Raw genomic sequence first — 15,915 nt, forward strand, 5'->3', positions numbered from 1 at the left:
GCGATCCGCGATCCGGGCCTGGCTACGTCCTGACCGCTGCCCGCTGTTGCAGATGTACGCGTAAAATCAGCAGGAAAGCGAACACGACGACGATCGCCGCCAGCAGATACAGGGTGGCGAGATCGTAGTAGCCGGCGACCCAGCCGGCCAGCGGCCCGGTCAGCCCCAGCGCGAGGTCAAGGAACGCCGAGTAGGTGCCGAGGGCGGTCCCCTGGTTTTGCTCTTCCACCTGTTTTACCGCCTCAACCCCCAACGCCGGGAAGACCAGCGAAAAACCCGAGCCGGTGAGGAAGGCGCCGATGCCCGCCACCCAGGCTGACGGCGCCAGCCAGATAAGCAGCAGACCGAGACATTCGATGACGAAGCAGGCCAGGGAGACCGGGACTCCGCCGTAGCGGGTGATGGTATTCCCCAGCACCAGGCGAACACAGATAAAACCGACGCTGAACAGCGAGAGGGTAAACGCGGCGCCCTGCCAGCTGTGCGCGGCAAAGTAAAGGGTGATAAAGGTGGCGATAACGCCGAAACCGACGGTGCCAAAGGCCAGCCCCAGGCCATAAGGCCAGATTTTGCGCACCACCGCGTGAAAGGGCGCTCTGACACCGGCGGTCACGCTGACGTCTTGCCGCGTGCGGGCGAACAGCAGGCCGATGGCGGCGACCATCACCACCACCGTGGCAAAGCCGCTGATGCCGAAATAGTGGTTAAGAGTGACCCCCAGCGGCGCGCCCACCGCCATCGCCACATAGGTTGCTACGCCGTTCCACGAGATCACCCGTGACGTATGGATCGCGCCGACGGTTTTGATCCCCCAGAGGGTGGCTCCGGTGGCGGTAAAGCTCTCGCCGACGCCAAGAAATACCCGGCCCGCCAACAGCGCGGCAATCGCCAGCATGGGCATCGTCTGCAACATTACCGCCAGCAGCGTGAAGGCGCCGCTAAGCAGACAGCAGACGATCCCGAGGCTAACCACTCTTTTCGGGCCCCATATATCGGTATAGCGCCCGGCGTGCGGCCGGCTTATTAGCGTGGAGATGTACTGCAGACTGATCACTATACCGGCGACAAAGGTGCTGTAGCCCAGCTGATAGTGAATATAACCCGGTAGAACGGCCAGTGGCAGACCAATGGAGAGATAGCAGATACAGGTAAAAACAACGATCGAAATGATGCGCAAATTAAGCTGCGTGGTGCTGACGGAAGTGCTCATAGGGATAAAGGGTTAATACATAGGGATGTTTAGCATAGCGCGCCGCGAGAAGGCTGGCGAGTCGGGAAGGCGTTTTATCGGTAACCGACGGGAACGTTGTCTGTCCGAAGGTAAATAATTGCTTTTGCAGCGGTTGACGCCAGCCCCGATCATCGTCAGCTCGCCGCCACATGCGACTCATCGCCCACCACGCCCCAGGCGCGGTTTTGCAGCACGGTGCGATAGCCGTCGCGGTCGACGAAAGTGACGCCGTTGACCTCCCAGTAGGGGTTGAACGCCGTGACGCGCAGAAACCCGGCGGCGTCCATGGCGCTGCATTGTGCCTCCCAGGCCTGACGCTGCGGATAGTACAGCACCAGCAGATCTTCATCTCCTGGCGAGGGGGTAACGGGATGGTGGCGGCAGTGGGTGAATTCCAGATGCCAGCTGGCATCCGCGGAGCCGATCATAATCCCGCTAAATCCTTCATGATCGGTAAAGCTGCCAAGTTCCTGCAGCCCCAGCCCGGCACAATACATGCTGGCGCTGGTCTCCAGTTCGCTGACCGGTCTGGCGATGCGCATGTGGCAGAACGACATATTGACTCCCATAAGGCGTAGGCCGGATCAGGCGCAGCCGCCACCCGGCAAAAAAGCGGTGTCACAGCCGCGACCTGTGGCGAAAAGCGATTCTGTCGCTGTTGTCGCTCGGGTTGATACTGTAGCGGCAAAACGCCTCTGCGTTTGTCGGCAAGAGCTCTGGTTCGCCCTCTGCGCGTGTGTCACTGAATCCTCTTCTAGCTTAGCCGTTCGCAGCGCTTTGCAACAGGATGCGCCACTCGCTGAGGGCGGAGGTGCTGAACCCCTGACGCCAGATAAGCTGGGTGCTCGCCTCGCACAGCGGTTCGCTAAGGCAGTTTTCGGGAAGCGTCATCAGCGACAGCACGCTCTGCGGCAGCAGGCAGACGTAGCGCCCGGAGGCCACGCAGGCCAGCATGCTGTGATAGGAACTAACCTCATGCACCTCGACGGCCGCCTGTTGCTCCGCCAGCCAGCGCTCTCCTAACGCCCGATAGCTGCAGCCGCTGGTAAATGCCGCGAACCGCAGCGGGCCAGCGCCCTGCGGCCGGACCAGCATCAGGGTTTCCTGAAACACCGGGACAGATTCCAGCCCGGGCGGGCATGTCGGTTGGCCATCCGGCCCTGGCGGCAGGCAGACCAGCGCGGCATCGAGGGCGGCGGTAAATACCCCCTCGGTTAACTGGCGGGTCGGCCGGGTGCTGAGGGTGACATCCACCTGCGGGCATTGCTGTTGGAAGCGGGTAAGCAGCGGCGGCAGACGGCTGGCGGCGGTCGCCTCCATCGCGCCCAAACGCAGGCTGCCGCCGGGTGTGGTCGGATGCAGAGCCTGCTTTGCCTCCTCCGCCAGGCTCAGGATCCGCCGGGCATAGCTGAGGAACTGTACGCCTGCCGGCGACAGTACCATTTTTTTGTTGCCGCGGACGAAAAGTTCCACGGCAAGCTCCTCTTCCAGCTGCTGAATACGGGTGGTGATATTAGACTGGGCGCGGCCCAGCCGTTTTGCTGCCAGGGTGACGCTTTGCGTGTCGGCCACCTGGATAAAAATCTGCAGTGTGCTGTGGTTCATATTTTTATTCTCAATATGATAATGATGTTGATCTTATCATCTTTAAAAGAGATGGTAAGCCTCCGGCATCACTCATCTACGAGAAACTCATGCAAAATTCACTGCTTTCGCTTCTTGATATTGACTACCCCCTGATCCAGGCCCCGATGGCGGGCGTCTCCACCCCCGCGCTGGCTGCTGCGGTGAGTAATGCCGGGGCGCTGGGTTCGCTGGGGCTGGGCGCTTCAACCGTTGCCCAAGCGGAAGCGATGATCGTCGCCACCCGCCAGCTGACGGACCGGCCGTTCAATGTCAATTTATTTTGCCATGCGCCGCCGCGGCGCGACGCCCCACGTGAAGCGGACTGGGCAGAGACGCTGCGCCCCCATTTTACCCGCTTTGGCAGTACGCCTCCGGCATCGCTTAGGGAGATATACCAGACGTTTATCGGCCACACCGCCATGCTGGAGCTGCTTCTCGACCACTCGCCGGCGGTGGTGAGCTTTCATTTCGGCCTTCCTGAAAGTGAGACGATCCAGCGTCTGCGACAGCAGGGGATTGTCACCCTGGCGACGGCAACCTCGCTCCAGGAGGCGCTGCTGATTGAACAGCAGGGGATCGACGTGGTGGTCGCTCAGGGCTATGAGGCGGGCGGGCACCGGGGGATCTTTGCTCCGCAGGAGCCTGACGCGCAGCTGAGCACCTTCACCCTGGTGCAACTTCTGCGGCGTCGACTAACCATCCCGGTAGTGGCCGCCGGGGGCATCATGGACGGAGCGGGGATCGCTAGCGTGATGCAGTTGGGGGCGCAGGGTGTACAGCTCGGTACGGCGTTTTTACTGTGTCCGGAATCGGCCGCCGACGCCGGCTATCGCGCGGCGATCCACAACAGCCTTGACGGGCGTACGGTGCTGACCTCCGCGATATCCGGGCGTCCGGCACGCTGTCTGGCTAATGCCTTCTGCGCGCTAGGGGAAGCCTGTCCGACGAGCGCCGTGCCGGATTATCCGCTGGCGTATGATATCGGCAAAGCGCTGGCCGCCGCCGCGAAAGCCCAGGGCGTCCATGAGTATGGCGCCCACTGGGCCGGGCAGGGGGTGGGGTTGATCCGCGAGTGTGACGCCGCCCGTCTGGTCCGCCAGCTGGCGGCAGAGAGCGGCTGGAACTAATGACTGACGGCTAACGGCGGTGGGCCAGGCTGCGCACCAGCCGATCGCCGGCCATCTGCACGCCCTGAACCATCGCCACCAGGATCAGCACTGTGCCAAACATCACCTCATTATTGAATCGCTGATAGCCGTAGCGGATGGCGAGGTCGCCGAGTCCGCCGCCGCCGATCACCCCGGCCATCGACGAAAAGCCAATCAGCATCACGATGGTCAGCGTGATCCCGGCCAGCAGCGTCGGCAGGGCTTCTGGCAGCAGGGATTTAAAAATCACGTGCCAGACGTTGCCGCCCATCGACAGAATGGCTTCGATTCTTCCGTAATCCACCTCGTCGAGCGCGTTTTCCGTCAGGCGGGCAAAGAACGGAAAGGCGCCGATGGTCACCGGCACGATGGCGGCGGTGCTGCCCAGCGTGGTGCCGACGATCAGCCGGGTAAAAGGGATCAGGGCGATCAGCAGCACGATAAACGGTAGCGACCTGCCGATGTTGATCACCGCGCCTAACAGCGCGTTCAGTTTCGGCATCGGCGCCAGCCCGTTGGCGCGGGAAATAAATAACAACACACCGGTGGGCAGCCCGATCAGCACGGTAAACAGGGCCGCCAGGCCCACCATATAGAGCGTATCCAACGTGCCGTCGAGTAATAACGGCCACAAATCTTCCCAGCTCATGCTACTCCGCATAATGGCCTCCCCTGAACGCCGTGACGGGTAAGAAAATCCTGTTCAGCCTGCGGGTCGTGCAGCAACGACTGGCGCAGCCGCGACCATGGGGTCACCAGCAGGTCGGCGAGTTTGCCGCTCTCGACAATCTCGCCCTGTTCCAGCAGTGCCGCGTGGTCACAAATGGTTTTCACCACCTCCAGCTGGTGCGTTATCAGCACAATGGTCAGATTGAGCCGCTGGTTAATATCCGCCAGCAGAGCCAGCACCGAGGCGGTGGTCTCGGGATCCAGAGCGCTGGTCGCCTCGTCGCACAGCAGCACCTCCGGTCGGGCGGCCAGCGCCCGGGCGATGCCGACGCGCTGTTTTTGCCCGCCGGAAAGCTGCGACGGGAAAGCGGCGGCCTTTTCGCTGAGATCCACCAGCTCCAGCAGTTCGCGCACCCGCGCTTCGCGAGCGGCCCGCGGCACCCCGGCAATCTCCAGCGGCACCGCGATGTTATCGGCGACGGTGCGGGCATGCAGCAGATTGAAGTGCTGGAAAATCATCCCGGTGCGCAGGCGATAATCCCGCAGCGCCGCCTTGTTCAGCTGAGTAATATCCTGTCCGTTCACCAGAATGCGGCCCGAGGTGGGCCGCTCCAGCAAATTGAGACAGCGGATGAGCGTACTTTTGCCGGCGCCGCTGCGCCCGAGAATGCCGTATATCGCCCCTTTCGGGATCTGTAACGCGATATCGTTCAGCGCCGGTCGGCCGGTTCCGGCGTAGGTTTTGCTCAGCCCTTCGATGGTGATCATGACTGAGGGGCCACCGGGATCACCGAGCCGTTGTAGTTTTTACGGATAAACTCCGCCACCTGCGGCGACGTCAGGTCTTTCGCCAGCGCCTTAATACGCGGGTCATTCGCCAGGGCCGGGGTGGTCACCAGGATATTGGCGTAGGGGTTATGCTCGGCGCTTTCCAGCCCCAGGGCATCTTTCGCTGGCACCAGACCGGCTTCCAGCGCGTAGTTACCGTTAATCACCGCCAGGTCGACATCGTCGAGGGAGCGCGGGATCTGCGGCGATTCAATCTCCAGGATCTTCAGATGTTTCGGGTTCTCGACAATATCCTTCGGCGTCGCCAGGGTGGTGGCCGGGTCGGTAAATTTGGGGTCCAGCTTAATAAGCTTCTGCGCCTGCAGCAGGAACAGCGCCCGGCTCAGGTTGGTGGTGTTATTCGGTACCGCCACCGTGGCGTTTTCCGGCAGCGACGAGAAATCTTTATGCTTATGCGAGTAGATCCCCAGCGGCTCAATATGAACCGTGGCCGCGACGGCAAAGGTTTTACCCAGCGCTTTCTCCTGATCCTTCAGGTAGGGGACATGCTGGAAGTAGTTGGCATCCACATCGCCACTGGCCAGCAGTTCATTGGCGTTGACCCCGCTGGTCAGCTCCACCACCTTGAGATCGAGACTGGGATCGATTTTTTTGATGTAGTTGAGGATCTCCGCGTGGGGAACCGGGTCCGCGGCGACGCGCAGCGCGGCGGCCTGGGCAGACGTCCATGCCAGAGAAAGAGACAGTGCGACCCCTGCCAGTTTAAAAGCAGCATATTTCATGGTGTGTTCCTTTTTAGTTATGGTTAAACGATCAATTGCTCGGCGCGTTCGCGAAACACGTCCTGATAGTAGCGTTCCGCCACGTCCGGATGGGAACGCAGACGGCCCTTGAGATAATTCCAGCCGACATCGCGCAGCAGCGGATTGTGCGGGTCGCTGTCAGGACCGCGCGCTTCACGCGCCAGCTCGGGCGGCAGGGTATAAACCGGCACCACCGCGTCAAGCTGGGCGCCAAGGAAGAAAGCGATGGAGAGGCGCTGCTGCTGAGCCGGCGGTGACACCACCCGGTGAACGGTAGCGCGCAGATAGCCGTTGGTGGCCAGCTCCAGCAATTCGCCAATATTGACCACAAAGCTGCCGGCCAGCGGTACGGCGTCGATCCACTGCCCGGGCGCCACCTCAACCTGCAGCCCTTTCTGCTCGTCCTGCAGCAGGAAGCTGAGAAAACCGGAATCTTTATGGGCGCCAACGCCCTGGCTGCTCTGGGTCTCCTGCTGGCCGGGATAACGGATCAGCTTGATATGCTCGTTGGGTTGGTCGCCGTAAAGCCGGTCAAAGGCATTCTCCGGGAGCTGCAGCGCTTCGGCAAAGGCGCGCAGCAGGCGGATCCCCACCTGAGTCATCTGCTGTTGCCAGTGAAGTAATACCGGTTTTAGCGATGGCAGCGCGGCAGGCCACAGATTCGGACCCTGCAGGCGCTGCCAGCGCGGCGCGTCGTCGCTGAGGGTCAGCGCCGGACGTTCGGCGCCGATATCAAACTGCTCTCGCCAGTCAGGCTGGCCGCGCGTCAGCTCAGAGGCCGCGCGGTTATAGCCGCGAAAATGGGGGGAGTGGATCATCGCCACCTGCTGTTTTTGCGCATCATCGAGCGCAAAAAAGCGCTGGGACTGGCGCTGAACTTCATATTGAAGCGCGTCGTCGACACCGTGGTTGATCAGATAAAAGAAGCCGATGTCGCGGGCGGCGTGACGCAGGTCGGCCAGGAAGGCCGCTTTATCCGCGGGGTCCGCGTAGCGGGCCAGATCGAGAATCGGCAGGGTGGTCGCGTTCATTGTGTTCTCCGAAAACGGGATAATAAGTTATGGGTCGATTCAGGTTCAGGGTTCTGGCACAACAGCAGCGCATGGTGATTTCCTCTGTCCGGGGCTGAGCACAGCTTGCCTCAGGGCCAGATAAGCAACCAATAACGTTATTTTCTAATTTATGTCCGCGCGGGGTTCAGTGCTTTTGCGTTAAATAGATAAAGGCGTAAGGGCGAACTGAAGCCGTTGCGCCCGTCACCGAGAGTCAGTAAGGTGGGCGCACTTTTTTAATGCGGAACGGATGTATCCTCATGCACAGCTCAAAAGATCCCCTGCACGGCGTGACGCTGGAAGCGCTGCTCAATGCCCTGGTGGCGCGCTACGGCTGGGCGGAAATGGCCCGCCAGGTCAACATTAACTGCTTTAAAAGCGATCCCAGCATCAAGTCCAGCCTGAAATTTCTCCGCCGGACGCCGTGGGCGCGTAAAGAGGTGGAGGCGATGTATCTGGCTTCGCTCGACGACGATGCGCCGGCAGAGAAACCGGATCCCTGGGCAAACTGGCAGAAAAAATAACCCTTACCACAGGACAACATCATGCAGAGCTGGAGCAGTAAAGATTTCACCGCCGACCGCGCGTGGGGCGCGCTGGACATTGCCAATTTTTCCGGCACCACCGTGCGCCTGCACTGGACCGACCAACCCTATATCTGGCACATCAACGACGGTCAGGAGGTGTTTGCCGTGATGGATGGTCAGGTGGCGATGCATGTGAAGGTCGACGGCGAGGAACAGGTGATCATGCTGAACGCCGGAGATATCTTTTACGCCGAGGTGGGATGCGAGCATGTCGCCCATCCCCAGGGGGCGGCGCGTATTCTGGTGATTGAGAAAGAAGGGTCGGTCTGATCCCGCCGGCGGGCAATTCGTTAGCCCGCCGTTTCATCGCCTGTCACACTCAACATACCGCGTTGATATAAATCACTTATCCAGCTTTCAATATACATAATTCTTGTTTGCCATTGCCTTCACCCCAGCACTATCTTTTGCCGCAGACGTCTTAACAGGCACAACCCCGGGAGAGATCATGGCCACCTTGCAGTGGGATCACGCAGTACAGTTTGTGAATCAGCCGGAAGCGGCGATTGAAATCTTTGCCGGGCAGCAGCTGCGGGCGGCGGTCGGCGGGCGCCATCCGGGCTGGGGAACCCGCAATGCGCTGAGCTATTTTGGTCTGACCTATATCGAATTCCTCGCCATTTCCGACCCCGACGAACTGCGCGCCGCGACGGACAGATTTCTGCTCTCGCGGGATGCCGCGCGGTTGCTGCCGGAGAACGAAGCGCTGTTTCGCGTCGCGCTGCGCAGCGACGACATCGACGCCACCCATGACCACTTGCGTCGCAAGGGGCTGGCGGTGTCACCGATTGTCGATGGCCAGCGCCACGATCCGCAGGGCAATGTCATCCGCTGGAGGATCTTCACCATCGATGGCGACACCGACGGGCTGGTCTTTCCTTTTGTGCTGCAGTGGGGAGAAGACGACGAGACCCGGCTGGCGCGGCTGCGCGCTCAGGGGCTGGACGTGCCTCATCCGCTGGGCGACATTGTGCTCGAGCAGGCGGTATTCGAGGTGGACAATCCGCAGGCGGTGCGCGACCGCTGGCAGGCACTGCTGGGCTTCCCGTCACAGGGGGACCAGGGGCTGGACGCGGGCGGCCAGTGGTTTATTTTCCGCCAGGGACCCGCCAACCAGCTGGCCGAGCTGGTGTTTCGCGTCGCCAACCCGGCGCTTAAGGGGCAACGCTTTCGCGTCGGCAACGGCGTGTATCGCTTTATATAACGGCTGACGCTAGCGTACCGTAGCGCGCAGGGCCCCCGGCGGCTGGCCGGTGATGCGTTTGAAAGCCCGGCTAAAGGCCGCCAGCGACTGATACCCGAGGCTGAAGGCGACTTTTTCCAGCGCCTGGCCTTCGTGGGTGATGTACTGCACCGCCAGCCGCATACGCAGCTCGGTGAGATAGCGGGCGGGGGTGGTGCCGGTGGCGGCAAGAAAACGCTCGGCGAAGAGAGAGCGCGACAGCCCCGCCTCCCGCGCCAGATCTTCCACTTTCCAGTTAACGCCCGGACGTTGATGCATGGCGTAGATCGCTTTCGCCAGCCGGGGATCGCGCAGGACCTGCACCCAGCCGGTGGCGTTACCGCACCCGCAGGCCACCCAGCCGCGGACTATCAGCGCGGCCACTACGTCCGCCAGTCGGGCGAGGATCCCGGCATAGCCCGCCTGGCGGGTGAGCGATTCCCGCTCCATCGCCGCCAGCAGCGGCTGGATCTCCGGCCAGGTGTTGAGCAGGCAGCTCACCCGCATCACTTCGGGCATGGCCTTCACCAGCGGCTGCATGCCGCCGAGTTCAAAGTCCATACAACCGCTGAAAATCACGGCGCGCTCCGGGCAGTCAGGCTGGCCGCCAGCGTTGATACAACTGACCGTGCTGCACACCGTTTCGCTGTTCAGCTGCGCCACATTCACCACCGCGGCCTGCGGATCGGAGAGCAGGGCGTGCCCGTCGCCGTTGGGAATAAACAGCGCGTCGCCGCTCTCCAGGGTGAACTGTTCCCCGCTGGCCATGCGCAGCAGCACCGGCCCGCGGCTGATGAAATGGAACTGGGCTTTGCCCGCCACGGCGCTAAAACCGACGCCAAACGGGCGGGAGGTCTCGATGCGCCGGTAATTCACGCCGGAGAGGCGCATACCGCGCAGCAGTTCGCTGGTTAGATCGATAGTGGGCTGGCTCATGGTAATTCCGGACGAATAATCAATAACTGAAGAGTATGCATCATATATCGTCCAGTGGTAAGCCCCTAAGATGACCAGGATGTTAATAAACCTGGAGAGATGTATATGACTTCCTGCATAGCTGCTGACGCAAGCCTGTCACCCGTCAGGCCTGCCTGGCGCGCCGTCTATGCCCTGGCCCTCGGGGTGTTCGGCCTGATCGTGGCTGAGTTTCTGCCCGCCAGCCTGTTAACGCCGATGGCCAGCAGCCTCGGCGTCAGCGAAGGGATGGCCGGGCAGGCGGTGACCGCCACGGCGTTAGTGGCGTTAGTCACCGGCCTGCTGATCGCCACCGCCACCCGCAATATCGACCGCCGCTGGGTGCTGATGTTCTTTTCCGTGCTGCAGATTGTCTCCAGCCTGATGGTCGCTTTTGCCGGTTCGCTGGCGTTTCTCCTGCTCGGTCGTCTGCTGTTGGGGATCGCCATCGGCGGTTTCTGGGCGATGTCCACCGCCACGGCGATGCGTCTGGTGCCGGCGGCCCATGTGCCGAAAGCGCTGGCGATCATCTTTTCCGCGGTGTCTGTCGCCACGGTGGTGGCCGCGCCGCTCGGCAGCTACCTCGGAGAGCTGATCGGCTGGCGCAACGTGTTTATTCTCTGCGCGATACCCAGCCTGCTGGCGCTGCTCTGGCAGCTGTGGGTGCTGCCCTCCATGCGGCCGGAAAGCGTTGGCACCTTCTCCACGCTGTTCAGGGTGCTGCGCCGTCCCGGTATGCTGGGGGGCATGCTGGCGTCGATCCTGATTTTCAGCGGCCATTTTGCCTTCTTCACCTACCTGAGACCGTTCCTTGAGACCGTCGCGCAGGCCAGCGTTGAAGGCGTTTCGCTGATTTTGCTCGGCTTCGGTGTCGCTAACTTTATCGGCACCTCGGTGGCGAGCTATCTGCTGAGCCGCAGCCTGCGTCTGACCCTGGCGCTGGTGCCGCTGATGATGAGCGTCCTGGCGCTGCTGATGGTGACGTTTGGCCATCTGTCCGTGCTCGACGGGTTGCTGGTCGCCCTGTGGGGATTTGCCTTCGGTCTGGTGCCGGTGGCCTGGTCCACCTGGCTGGCCACCACCGTGCCGGATGAGGCGGAAAGCGCAGGCGGTCTGCTGGTGGCCTCTATTCAGCTGGCCATCAGCGCCGGCGCCGCCGGCGGCGGGGCGGTGTTCGATCTGCATGGCGCCAGCGGCGTCTTCACCGGCAGCGGTTTGCTGCTGTTGATCGCGATGGTCGTGGTCTTCACCGCTGTGCGGGTGAAACCGGTCGCCAGCGCCGAGCAGCCGGAGACCGGCCGCTTATCCCGCGAGATCGATAACTAAATTGGCCGACAGGCTGCGGGAGCAGCACAGCGCGATATGCTGCTCCGCGGCCTGTTTTTCCGCCTCCGACTGCACGGTATCCCGGTGGTCGACCGTTCCCTCCCGCACCGGCGTCAGGCAGGCGCCGCAGATCCCCATCTCGCAGGAGAGCGGCACCTCAACGCCATGCTCCTGCAGCACCCGGGCGATGGTTTTGTCCCCCGGGACCGGCCAGCGCTCCCCGGTGGAGGCGAGGGTGATGGTGAAGGTGCCGTCCTCCGCCGACGCCGCCGTCGGGACGGTCGGCTGGAACGCTTCGCTGTGCAGTTGCGTTTCCGCCCAGCCGGCCGCCAGCGCGGTGTCGCGCACCTGGGCCATAAACCCCGGCGGTCCGCAGAAATAGACTCGGGTGTCGGCGTCCGGCGCGCCCAGATCCTGCGCCAGCCGCAGGCGCGGACTCTGCCCGTCGGCAGAGCTGTGGATCAGGCAGGTTCCGCCGGTGAGCTGGCTGGCGATCTCGGTGGCGAAGGCGGCCTCCTGCGCGCGGCTGACGTAATAGTGCAGCGTAAAGCTGGCGCCGGACGCCGCCCGCGCATGGGCCATCGCCAGCAGCGGCGTAATGCCGATCCCGGCGGCGAGGAGCACCACGTGGCCGCCCCCGTGCAGGGGAAAGTGGTTGCGCGGAGCAGAGATCAGCAAGGGCTGCCCCGGACGCAGGGTGTCATGAATATAACGGGAGCCGCCTCGCGACTGCGCCTCGCGGGCGACGCAGAGCAGATAGTGATCCCGTCTGGCCGGGCTGCCGGTCAGCGAATACTGACGGATCAGCCCGCAGGGGAGATGGAGGTCGATATGGGCGCCGGGCGCCCACGCCGGCAGCGGTTGCCCATCGGCGCTCACCAGACGAACGGCCAGATTTTTCGCGCCCTGGCGCCACAGGCCATCGACCACCACCGGGAGTATGTCGCGCATAAGACCTCCACTCATACCAGAAAGAAATCGCCAAAGCCCATCTTCTTCAGCCCGCGCCGGTAGGCGATAGAGCTGCGGTCTGCCGGAATATGCGCCTCCAGGGTCAGATCCAGCGGCAGCCGCTCCGGGCGCTGGGTCTCAACCATCAGGCGGTCCTCCTCAAACACCCGCAGGTTGAACGCATGAACGTCTTCCACCGGCACATGCAGGTCAAAATTGCGGGCGATAGGGGCAAACATTCGCGTCACGCGCGACGACACCGGCGAGGCGGCGTTCATGATCACCAGCTTCGCATCGGCAGGGAAATGGATGGTCAGCGTGGCGGTGAACGGCAGATGCATTTCAAAGTGACGCAGCCACTGGAACCCTTCCGGCGCGCGGAAATCGGAGCTGGCCGGGTAATTGCCTACCGAGCTCCAGTAGTCGGCAACAAAGCCGAACGGCGTCTCCTGCGGGGTGTAGTCCGGCACCTGTTGGTTGTCCGGATCGGCGAAGGTCTCGGTGTGGATCCACGCGAAGTGGGCGACATCGAGAAAGCCTTCGACCTGGCGGCCGGCAAAGCCCTTCACTTCAAAGGCCGGACAGTTGATTTGCTGAAAGCCGGCGTCGTCCCAGTGCGGCATGGTCGGTAACGGCGGCGGATTGTCCGGATCGCAGTCCAGGCAGGTCCAGATCAGCCCGTAACGCTCCTCCACGGCGAAGCTGGTGAGATGCAGTTTGGCCGGAATGGGTTGCCCCGGACTGGAGGGGATGCGGTTGCAGCGGCCATCCTCGCCAAAGCGCAGGCCATGATAGGGGCAGACGATGCCTTCTTCTTCATGAAACCCCAGGGTCAGCGGGACGCCGCGGTGCGGGCAGACGTCGCGGGCGACCACCACCTGGCCTTTAATGCGATAGATAACCAGCTGTTCGTCCAGCAGGGTGGCTTTCACCGGAGCGCCGTCAATATCGCAGGCGCGGGCCACCGGGTGCCAGCAGCGGGCCAGCCGCAGCCAGTCTTCCGGATCGAAGGTGCAATGGGCGGGGGGCGTGGGGGTGGTTGTCTTCATGATTTCTCTTCCTGCTCACATCGGTGATTGTTTTATTGTTGTGAGATTATTGTTGTCATATTAGGGTGTTCACATCCATCACCATTAATTCACTCTGCTGTTGCAAAAAAGAGTACAGGGGCACCATGAGTCCATTTTCCCGTTTCGCCCACTATTTCATCGCCGTGGCTCGCTGCGGCAGCCTGCGCCGGGCCGCCGAGCAGCTGCATATCTCGGCCTCGGCGATTAACCGCCAGATCCTGCAGGCCGAGGAGGCCTTCGGGACGCCGCTGTTCGAGCGGCTGCCGGAGGGACTACGGATGACCACTGCGGGTGAACTGCTGTATGACAATCTGTTGCGCTGGCAGAAGGAGTTTCGTCAGACCCGGCAAAAATTTGATGAGCTGCAGGGGATGAAGCGCGGGAGCGTCAGCGTCGGCATGGTGCAGGCGCTGGCGGAAGGCGGCTTCGCCGCCGCGCTGGCGGAGATCATAGCCAGCTGGCCGTGGCTGGAGCTGGATCTGCAGGTGGCCGACAGCCACACCGTCAGCCAGAAAGTGCGTCAGGCGGATCTGGACGTCGGTCTGATCCTCGATCCGCAGGGGCAGGCCGGACTCAGCGTACTGGCCTTTGCCGAACTGGAGGTGGGGATTGTGATGCGCCCGGACCATCCTCTGGCGGGGGCGAAGGCCCTGTCTCTGGGCGAGCTCAGCCTGGAGCGGCACATCGTGCCCGGCGCGCCGCTGATCGTTCATGAGCGTGTTGCGCTCCTCTATCGCCACCATGACTTTGCGCCGGAGAATACCATAAGCTGCAATGATATTCGCCTCATTAAGTCGCTGGTGCTGCGCGGCAGCGGCGTGACGCTCCTCAGCCTGCTCGACGTGCTGGACGAGGTTCAGCGCGGACAGCTGGCCTTTATCCCGCTGCGCAGTACGCTGCTGCGGCCGCTGACTCTGGCGCTGTGCACCGCGCCCTCGCGTCAGCTATCGCGTCCCGCGCAGATGGCCATTCAGACGCTGAGCGCGGTGATTGAGTCCATGGCGACCGTCAGCCCAGCGGCCCGCTGAGGATGGTGTCGCACATGCCGTTGATAATCCGTTCGCCGGTCTCCTCCCGCAGCTCCTGGTACCAGGCTTCGGTGAGCTGCATATCCTTACCGTGGGTGATATCGCAGCGCTTGCGCGCCTTCAACACCAGATCGCGAACCCGATCGCAGCGCTGGGCTTCATACTCGCGCAGGGCGGCGTCAATATCGCGGGTCTGGCGGAAAACGGCGCCCAGCACCACCGCATCTTCCATCGCCGCACATCCCCCCTGGCCAATATCCGGGGTGGTGCTGTGTCCGGCGTCGCCCAGCAGCGCGACGCGACCGCGCACCAGGCGGCTGAACGGTTCGATATCGTGGATTTCAATACGGTTGGTGGTCTGCGGGTCAAGGGCGGCGATCAGCTTCTGCACCGGCGGCGCCCAGCCGGCAAAGTAGCGGCTGAGGTCAGCGCGCAGGGTGTCACGATCCTCGGCCAGACCCGCCGGCAGCGGCACATCAAAGAAAAAGTAGAACCGGCCAGCGGAGACCGGCATCAGCGAGACGCGCTTGCCTTCGCCGACAAAGGTGGTCCACTGATCGCCGGGTGCCAGCGCTTCATCTATTTCCACCAGACCGTTCCAGTTGACGTAGCCGGCGTAGCGGCGCTGCGGGGTAAAGCCTAGCACCCACGGACGCAGCGCGGAATGGCTGCCGTCGGCGGCAATCAGCAGATCGCCGCTGGCGCTGCTGCCGTCGGTAAAGCACACCGTCACGCCGTCGGCGTTTTCTTCACAGCGGGTGACGCGTTTGCCGAACTGCACGCGCTCCCGTCCCCAGAAATCCAGCATTTCCCGCTGCAGCTCTGCGCGGGATACCGGGCAGGGGCGGCTGCCGGTGCGTTCGATCAGCGGCGCGAGGCTGAACTGGGTCATGTTCTCGCCGCTGCGGAAATCGCGATACGCCATGCGGCGCAGCGGTCCGCCGAAGGTTTCCATGATATCGCCCATGCCGAGGTGGGCCATGCATTTCACGCCGTTGGGCCATACGGAAATCGCCGCGCCGACCGGTTTGATCTCTTTCACCGCCTCATAGACGTCGCAGTCGATCCCCGACTGTTTGAGAGCCACTGCCGCACTTAAGCCGCCGATGCCCGCGCCAATCACGATTGCTTTCATTTTTTTCTCCTTCTCCAGATGTAGGCACTGACTACAGCAATTTGCGTACCAGTTCGCCGAAGAGAGGAAAACCGCCCGCCAGAGGCACAGCGACAGGTCATGGCGCACCACCTCGGTGCAATGTGATGCATTGGTTGCCTTTTTATGAATCAAAAGTTTCTGTATGTTGCATTAAGAATCTATCGTTTCATAAGCCTGGTTCAGCAGCGGAGGGAAGTGATGCATCATTCGAGTAATTTAAGCTTATGATTTTAAAGTGTTAATAAATTTATTCGTGCGCTTTTGTCGTCTCTGGCCTGCTTTGTGCAGTAGCCCATGCACTTC

At 62.2% G+C, this 15,915-nt stretch carries 17 protein-coding genes; 6 read left to right on the plus strand and 11 right to left on the minus strand.

The genetic code is table 11. The features are described 5' to 3' along the window. Nucleotides 1-22: 22 nt before the first annotated feature. The 3 genes from ACLEXF_RS03705 to ACLEXF_RS03715 form a co-directional block, all read right to left on the minus strand. Entirely contained in the window at nt 23-1,210 is a 1,188-nt protein-coding gene (locus tag ACLEXF_RS03705) for an MFS transporter (RefSeq protein ID WP_004205944.1), read from the minus strand. Between the two features lie 155 nt (nt 1,211-1,365). Next, a complete protein-coding gene (locus tag ACLEXF_RS03710) occupies nt 1,366-1,788 on the minus strand; it encodes a VOC family protein (protein WP_004205943.1) in 423 nt (140 codons plus the stop codon). A 202-nt stretch (nt 1,789-1,990) separates the two neighbouring features. Next, nucleotides 1,991-2,836, minus strand: a complete 846-nt coding sequence (locus tag ACLEXF_RS03715; RefSeq protein ID WP_004205942.1) for a LysR substrate-binding domain-containing protein — start codon at nt 2,834-2,836, stop codon at nt 1,991-1,993. Between the two features lie 89 nt (nt 2,837-2,925). Between ACLEXF_RS03715 and ACLEXF_RS03720 the strand changes: the two genes are divergently transcribed. Next, the gene (locus tag ACLEXF_RS03720) at nt 2,926-3,984 is read left to right on the plus strand and encodes an NAD(P)H-dependent flavin oxidoreductase (RefSeq protein WP_080837714.1); all 1,059 of its coding nucleotides are present in this window, start codon (nt 2,926-2,928) and stop codon (nt 3,982-3,984) included. A gap of 10 nt (nt 3,985-3,994) precedes the next feature. Here the strand turns inward: ACLEXF_RS03720 and ACLEXF_RS03725 are convergent, their stop codons facing one another. Genes ACLEXF_RS03725 through ACLEXF_RS03740 form a run of 4 tightly spaced genes read right to left on the minus strand, consistent with a single transcriptional unit; the run spans nt 3,995 to nt 7,297 of the window. After that, nucleotides 3,995-4,654 carry a methionine ABC transporter permease gene (locus ACLEXF_RS03725; RefSeq protein WP_004217626.1) on the minus strand — a complete coding sequence of 220 codons (660 nt, stop codon included), beginning with the start codon at nt 4,652-4,654 and terminating at the stop codon, nt 3,995-3,997. Next, the gene (locus ACLEXF_RS03730) at nt 4,651-5,442 is read right to left on the minus strand and encodes a methionine ABC transporter ATP-binding protein (RefSeq protein WP_008804932.1); all 792 of its coding nucleotides are present in this window, start codon (nt 5,440-5,442) and stop codon (nt 4,651-4,653) included. Before ACLEXF_RS03730 ends, ACLEXF_RS03725 begins: the two co-directional genes overlap by 4 nt. Beyond that, on the minus strand, nt 5,439-6,245 hold the full coding sequence (locus ACLEXF_RS03735) for a MetQ/NlpA family ABC transporter substrate-binding protein (RefSeq protein ID WP_004205939.1): 807 nt from the start codon (nt 6,243-6,245) through the stop codon (nt 5,439-5,441). Before ACLEXF_RS03735 ends, ACLEXF_RS03730 begins: the two co-directional genes overlap by 4 nt. Before the next feature lie 23 nt (nt 6,246-6,268). Next, on the minus strand, nt 6,269-7,297 hold the full coding sequence (locus ACLEXF_RS03740; protein ID WP_043519549.1) for an isopenicillin N synthase family dioxygenase: 1,029 nt from the start codon (nt 7,295-7,297) through the stop codon (nt 6,269-6,271). 281 nt (nt 7,298-7,578) lie between these two features. Between ACLEXF_RS03740 and ACLEXF_RS03745 the strand changes: the two genes are divergently transcribed. The 3 genes from ACLEXF_RS03745 (at nt 7,579) to ACLEXF_RS03755 (ending at nt 9,109) form a co-directional block, all read left to right on the plus strand. After that, a complete protein-coding gene (locus ACLEXF_RS03745; protein WP_048294843.1) occupies nt 7,579-7,842 on the plus strand; it encodes a VF530 family DNA-binding protein in 264 nt (87 codons plus the stop codon). A 21-nt stretch (nt 7,843-7,863) separates the two neighbouring features. Then, nucleotides 7,864-8,175, plus strand: a complete 312-nt coding sequence (locus ACLEXF_RS03750) for a cupin domain-containing protein (protein WP_004205936.1) — start codon at nt 7,864-7,866, stop codon at nt 8,173-8,175. Nucleotides 8,176-8,353: 178 nt separating this feature from the next. After that, nucleotides 8,354-9,109, plus strand: a complete 756-nt coding sequence (locus ACLEXF_RS03755; protein ID WP_069136002.1) for a VOC family protein — start codon at nt 8,354-8,356, stop codon at nt 9,107-9,109. Between the two features lie 9 nt (nt 9,110-9,118). On the opposite strand, the gene ACLEXF_RS03760 is transcribed toward ACLEXF_RS03755, so the two are convergent. Then, a complete protein-coding gene (locus ACLEXF_RS03760) occupies nt 9,119-10,063 on the minus strand; it encodes an AraC family transcriptional regulator (RefSeq protein WP_004205934.1) in 945 nt (314 codons plus the stop codon). Between the two features lie 105 nt (nt 10,064-10,168). Here ACLEXF_RS03760 and ACLEXF_RS03765 point away from each other — a divergent pair, with 105 nt between their 5' ends. Next, nucleotides 10,169-11,407 carry an MFS transporter gene (locus ACLEXF_RS03765; protein ID WP_114508371.1) on the plus strand — a complete coding sequence of 413 codons (1,239 nt, stop codon included), beginning with the start codon at nt 10,169-10,171 and terminating at the stop codon, nt 11,405-11,407. On the opposite strand, the gene hpxE is transcribed toward ACLEXF_RS03765, so the two are convergent. Continuing rightward, nucleotides 11,384-12,358: a molybdenum cofactor-independent xanthine hydroxylase subunit HpxE gene (gene hpxE / locus ACLEXF_RS03770; protein ID WP_004205932.1), complete on the minus strand. Its 975-nt coding sequence runs from the start codon at nt 12,356-12,358 to the stop codon at nt 11,384-11,386. The genes ACLEXF_RS03765 and hpxE overlap by 24 nt on opposite strands. An 11-nt stretch (nt 12,359-12,369) precedes the next feature. Next, nucleotides 12,370-13,407: a molybdenum cofactor-independent xanthine hydroxylase subunit HpxD gene (hpxD, locus tag ACLEXF_RS03775; RefSeq protein WP_021314344.1), complete on the minus strand. Its 1,038-nt coding sequence runs from the start codon at nt 13,405-13,407 to the stop codon at nt 12,370-12,372. A gap of 125 nt (nt 13,408-13,532) precedes the next feature. Here hpxD and hpxR point away from each other — a divergent pair, with 125 nt between their 5' ends. Then, nucleotides 13,533-14,456, plus strand: a complete 924-nt coding sequence (gene hpxR, locus ACLEXF_RS03780; RefSeq protein WP_008804925.1) for a LysR family hpxDE operon transcriptional regulator HpxR — start codon at nt 13,533-13,535, stop codon at nt 14,454-14,456. Here the strand turns inward: hpxR and hpxO are convergent. Continuing rightward, nucleotides 14,437-15,591, minus strand: coding sequence for an FAD-dependent urate hydroxylase HpxO (gene hpxO, locus ACLEXF_RS03785; protein ID WP_094333832.1), 1,155 nt, complete (start codon nt 15,589-15,591; stop codon nt 14,437-14,439). The two genes, hpxR and hpxO, sit on opposite strands and share 20 nt — an antisense overlap. Nucleotides 15,592-15,915 lie beyond the last annotated feature (324 nt).

Source organism: Klebsiella pneumoniae complex sp. WS1778 (assembly GCF_049472055.1).
Taxonomy (GTDB): Bacteria; Pseudomonadota; Gammaproteobacteria; order Enterobacterales; family Enterobacteriaceae; genus Klebsiella; species Klebsiella quasipneumoniae.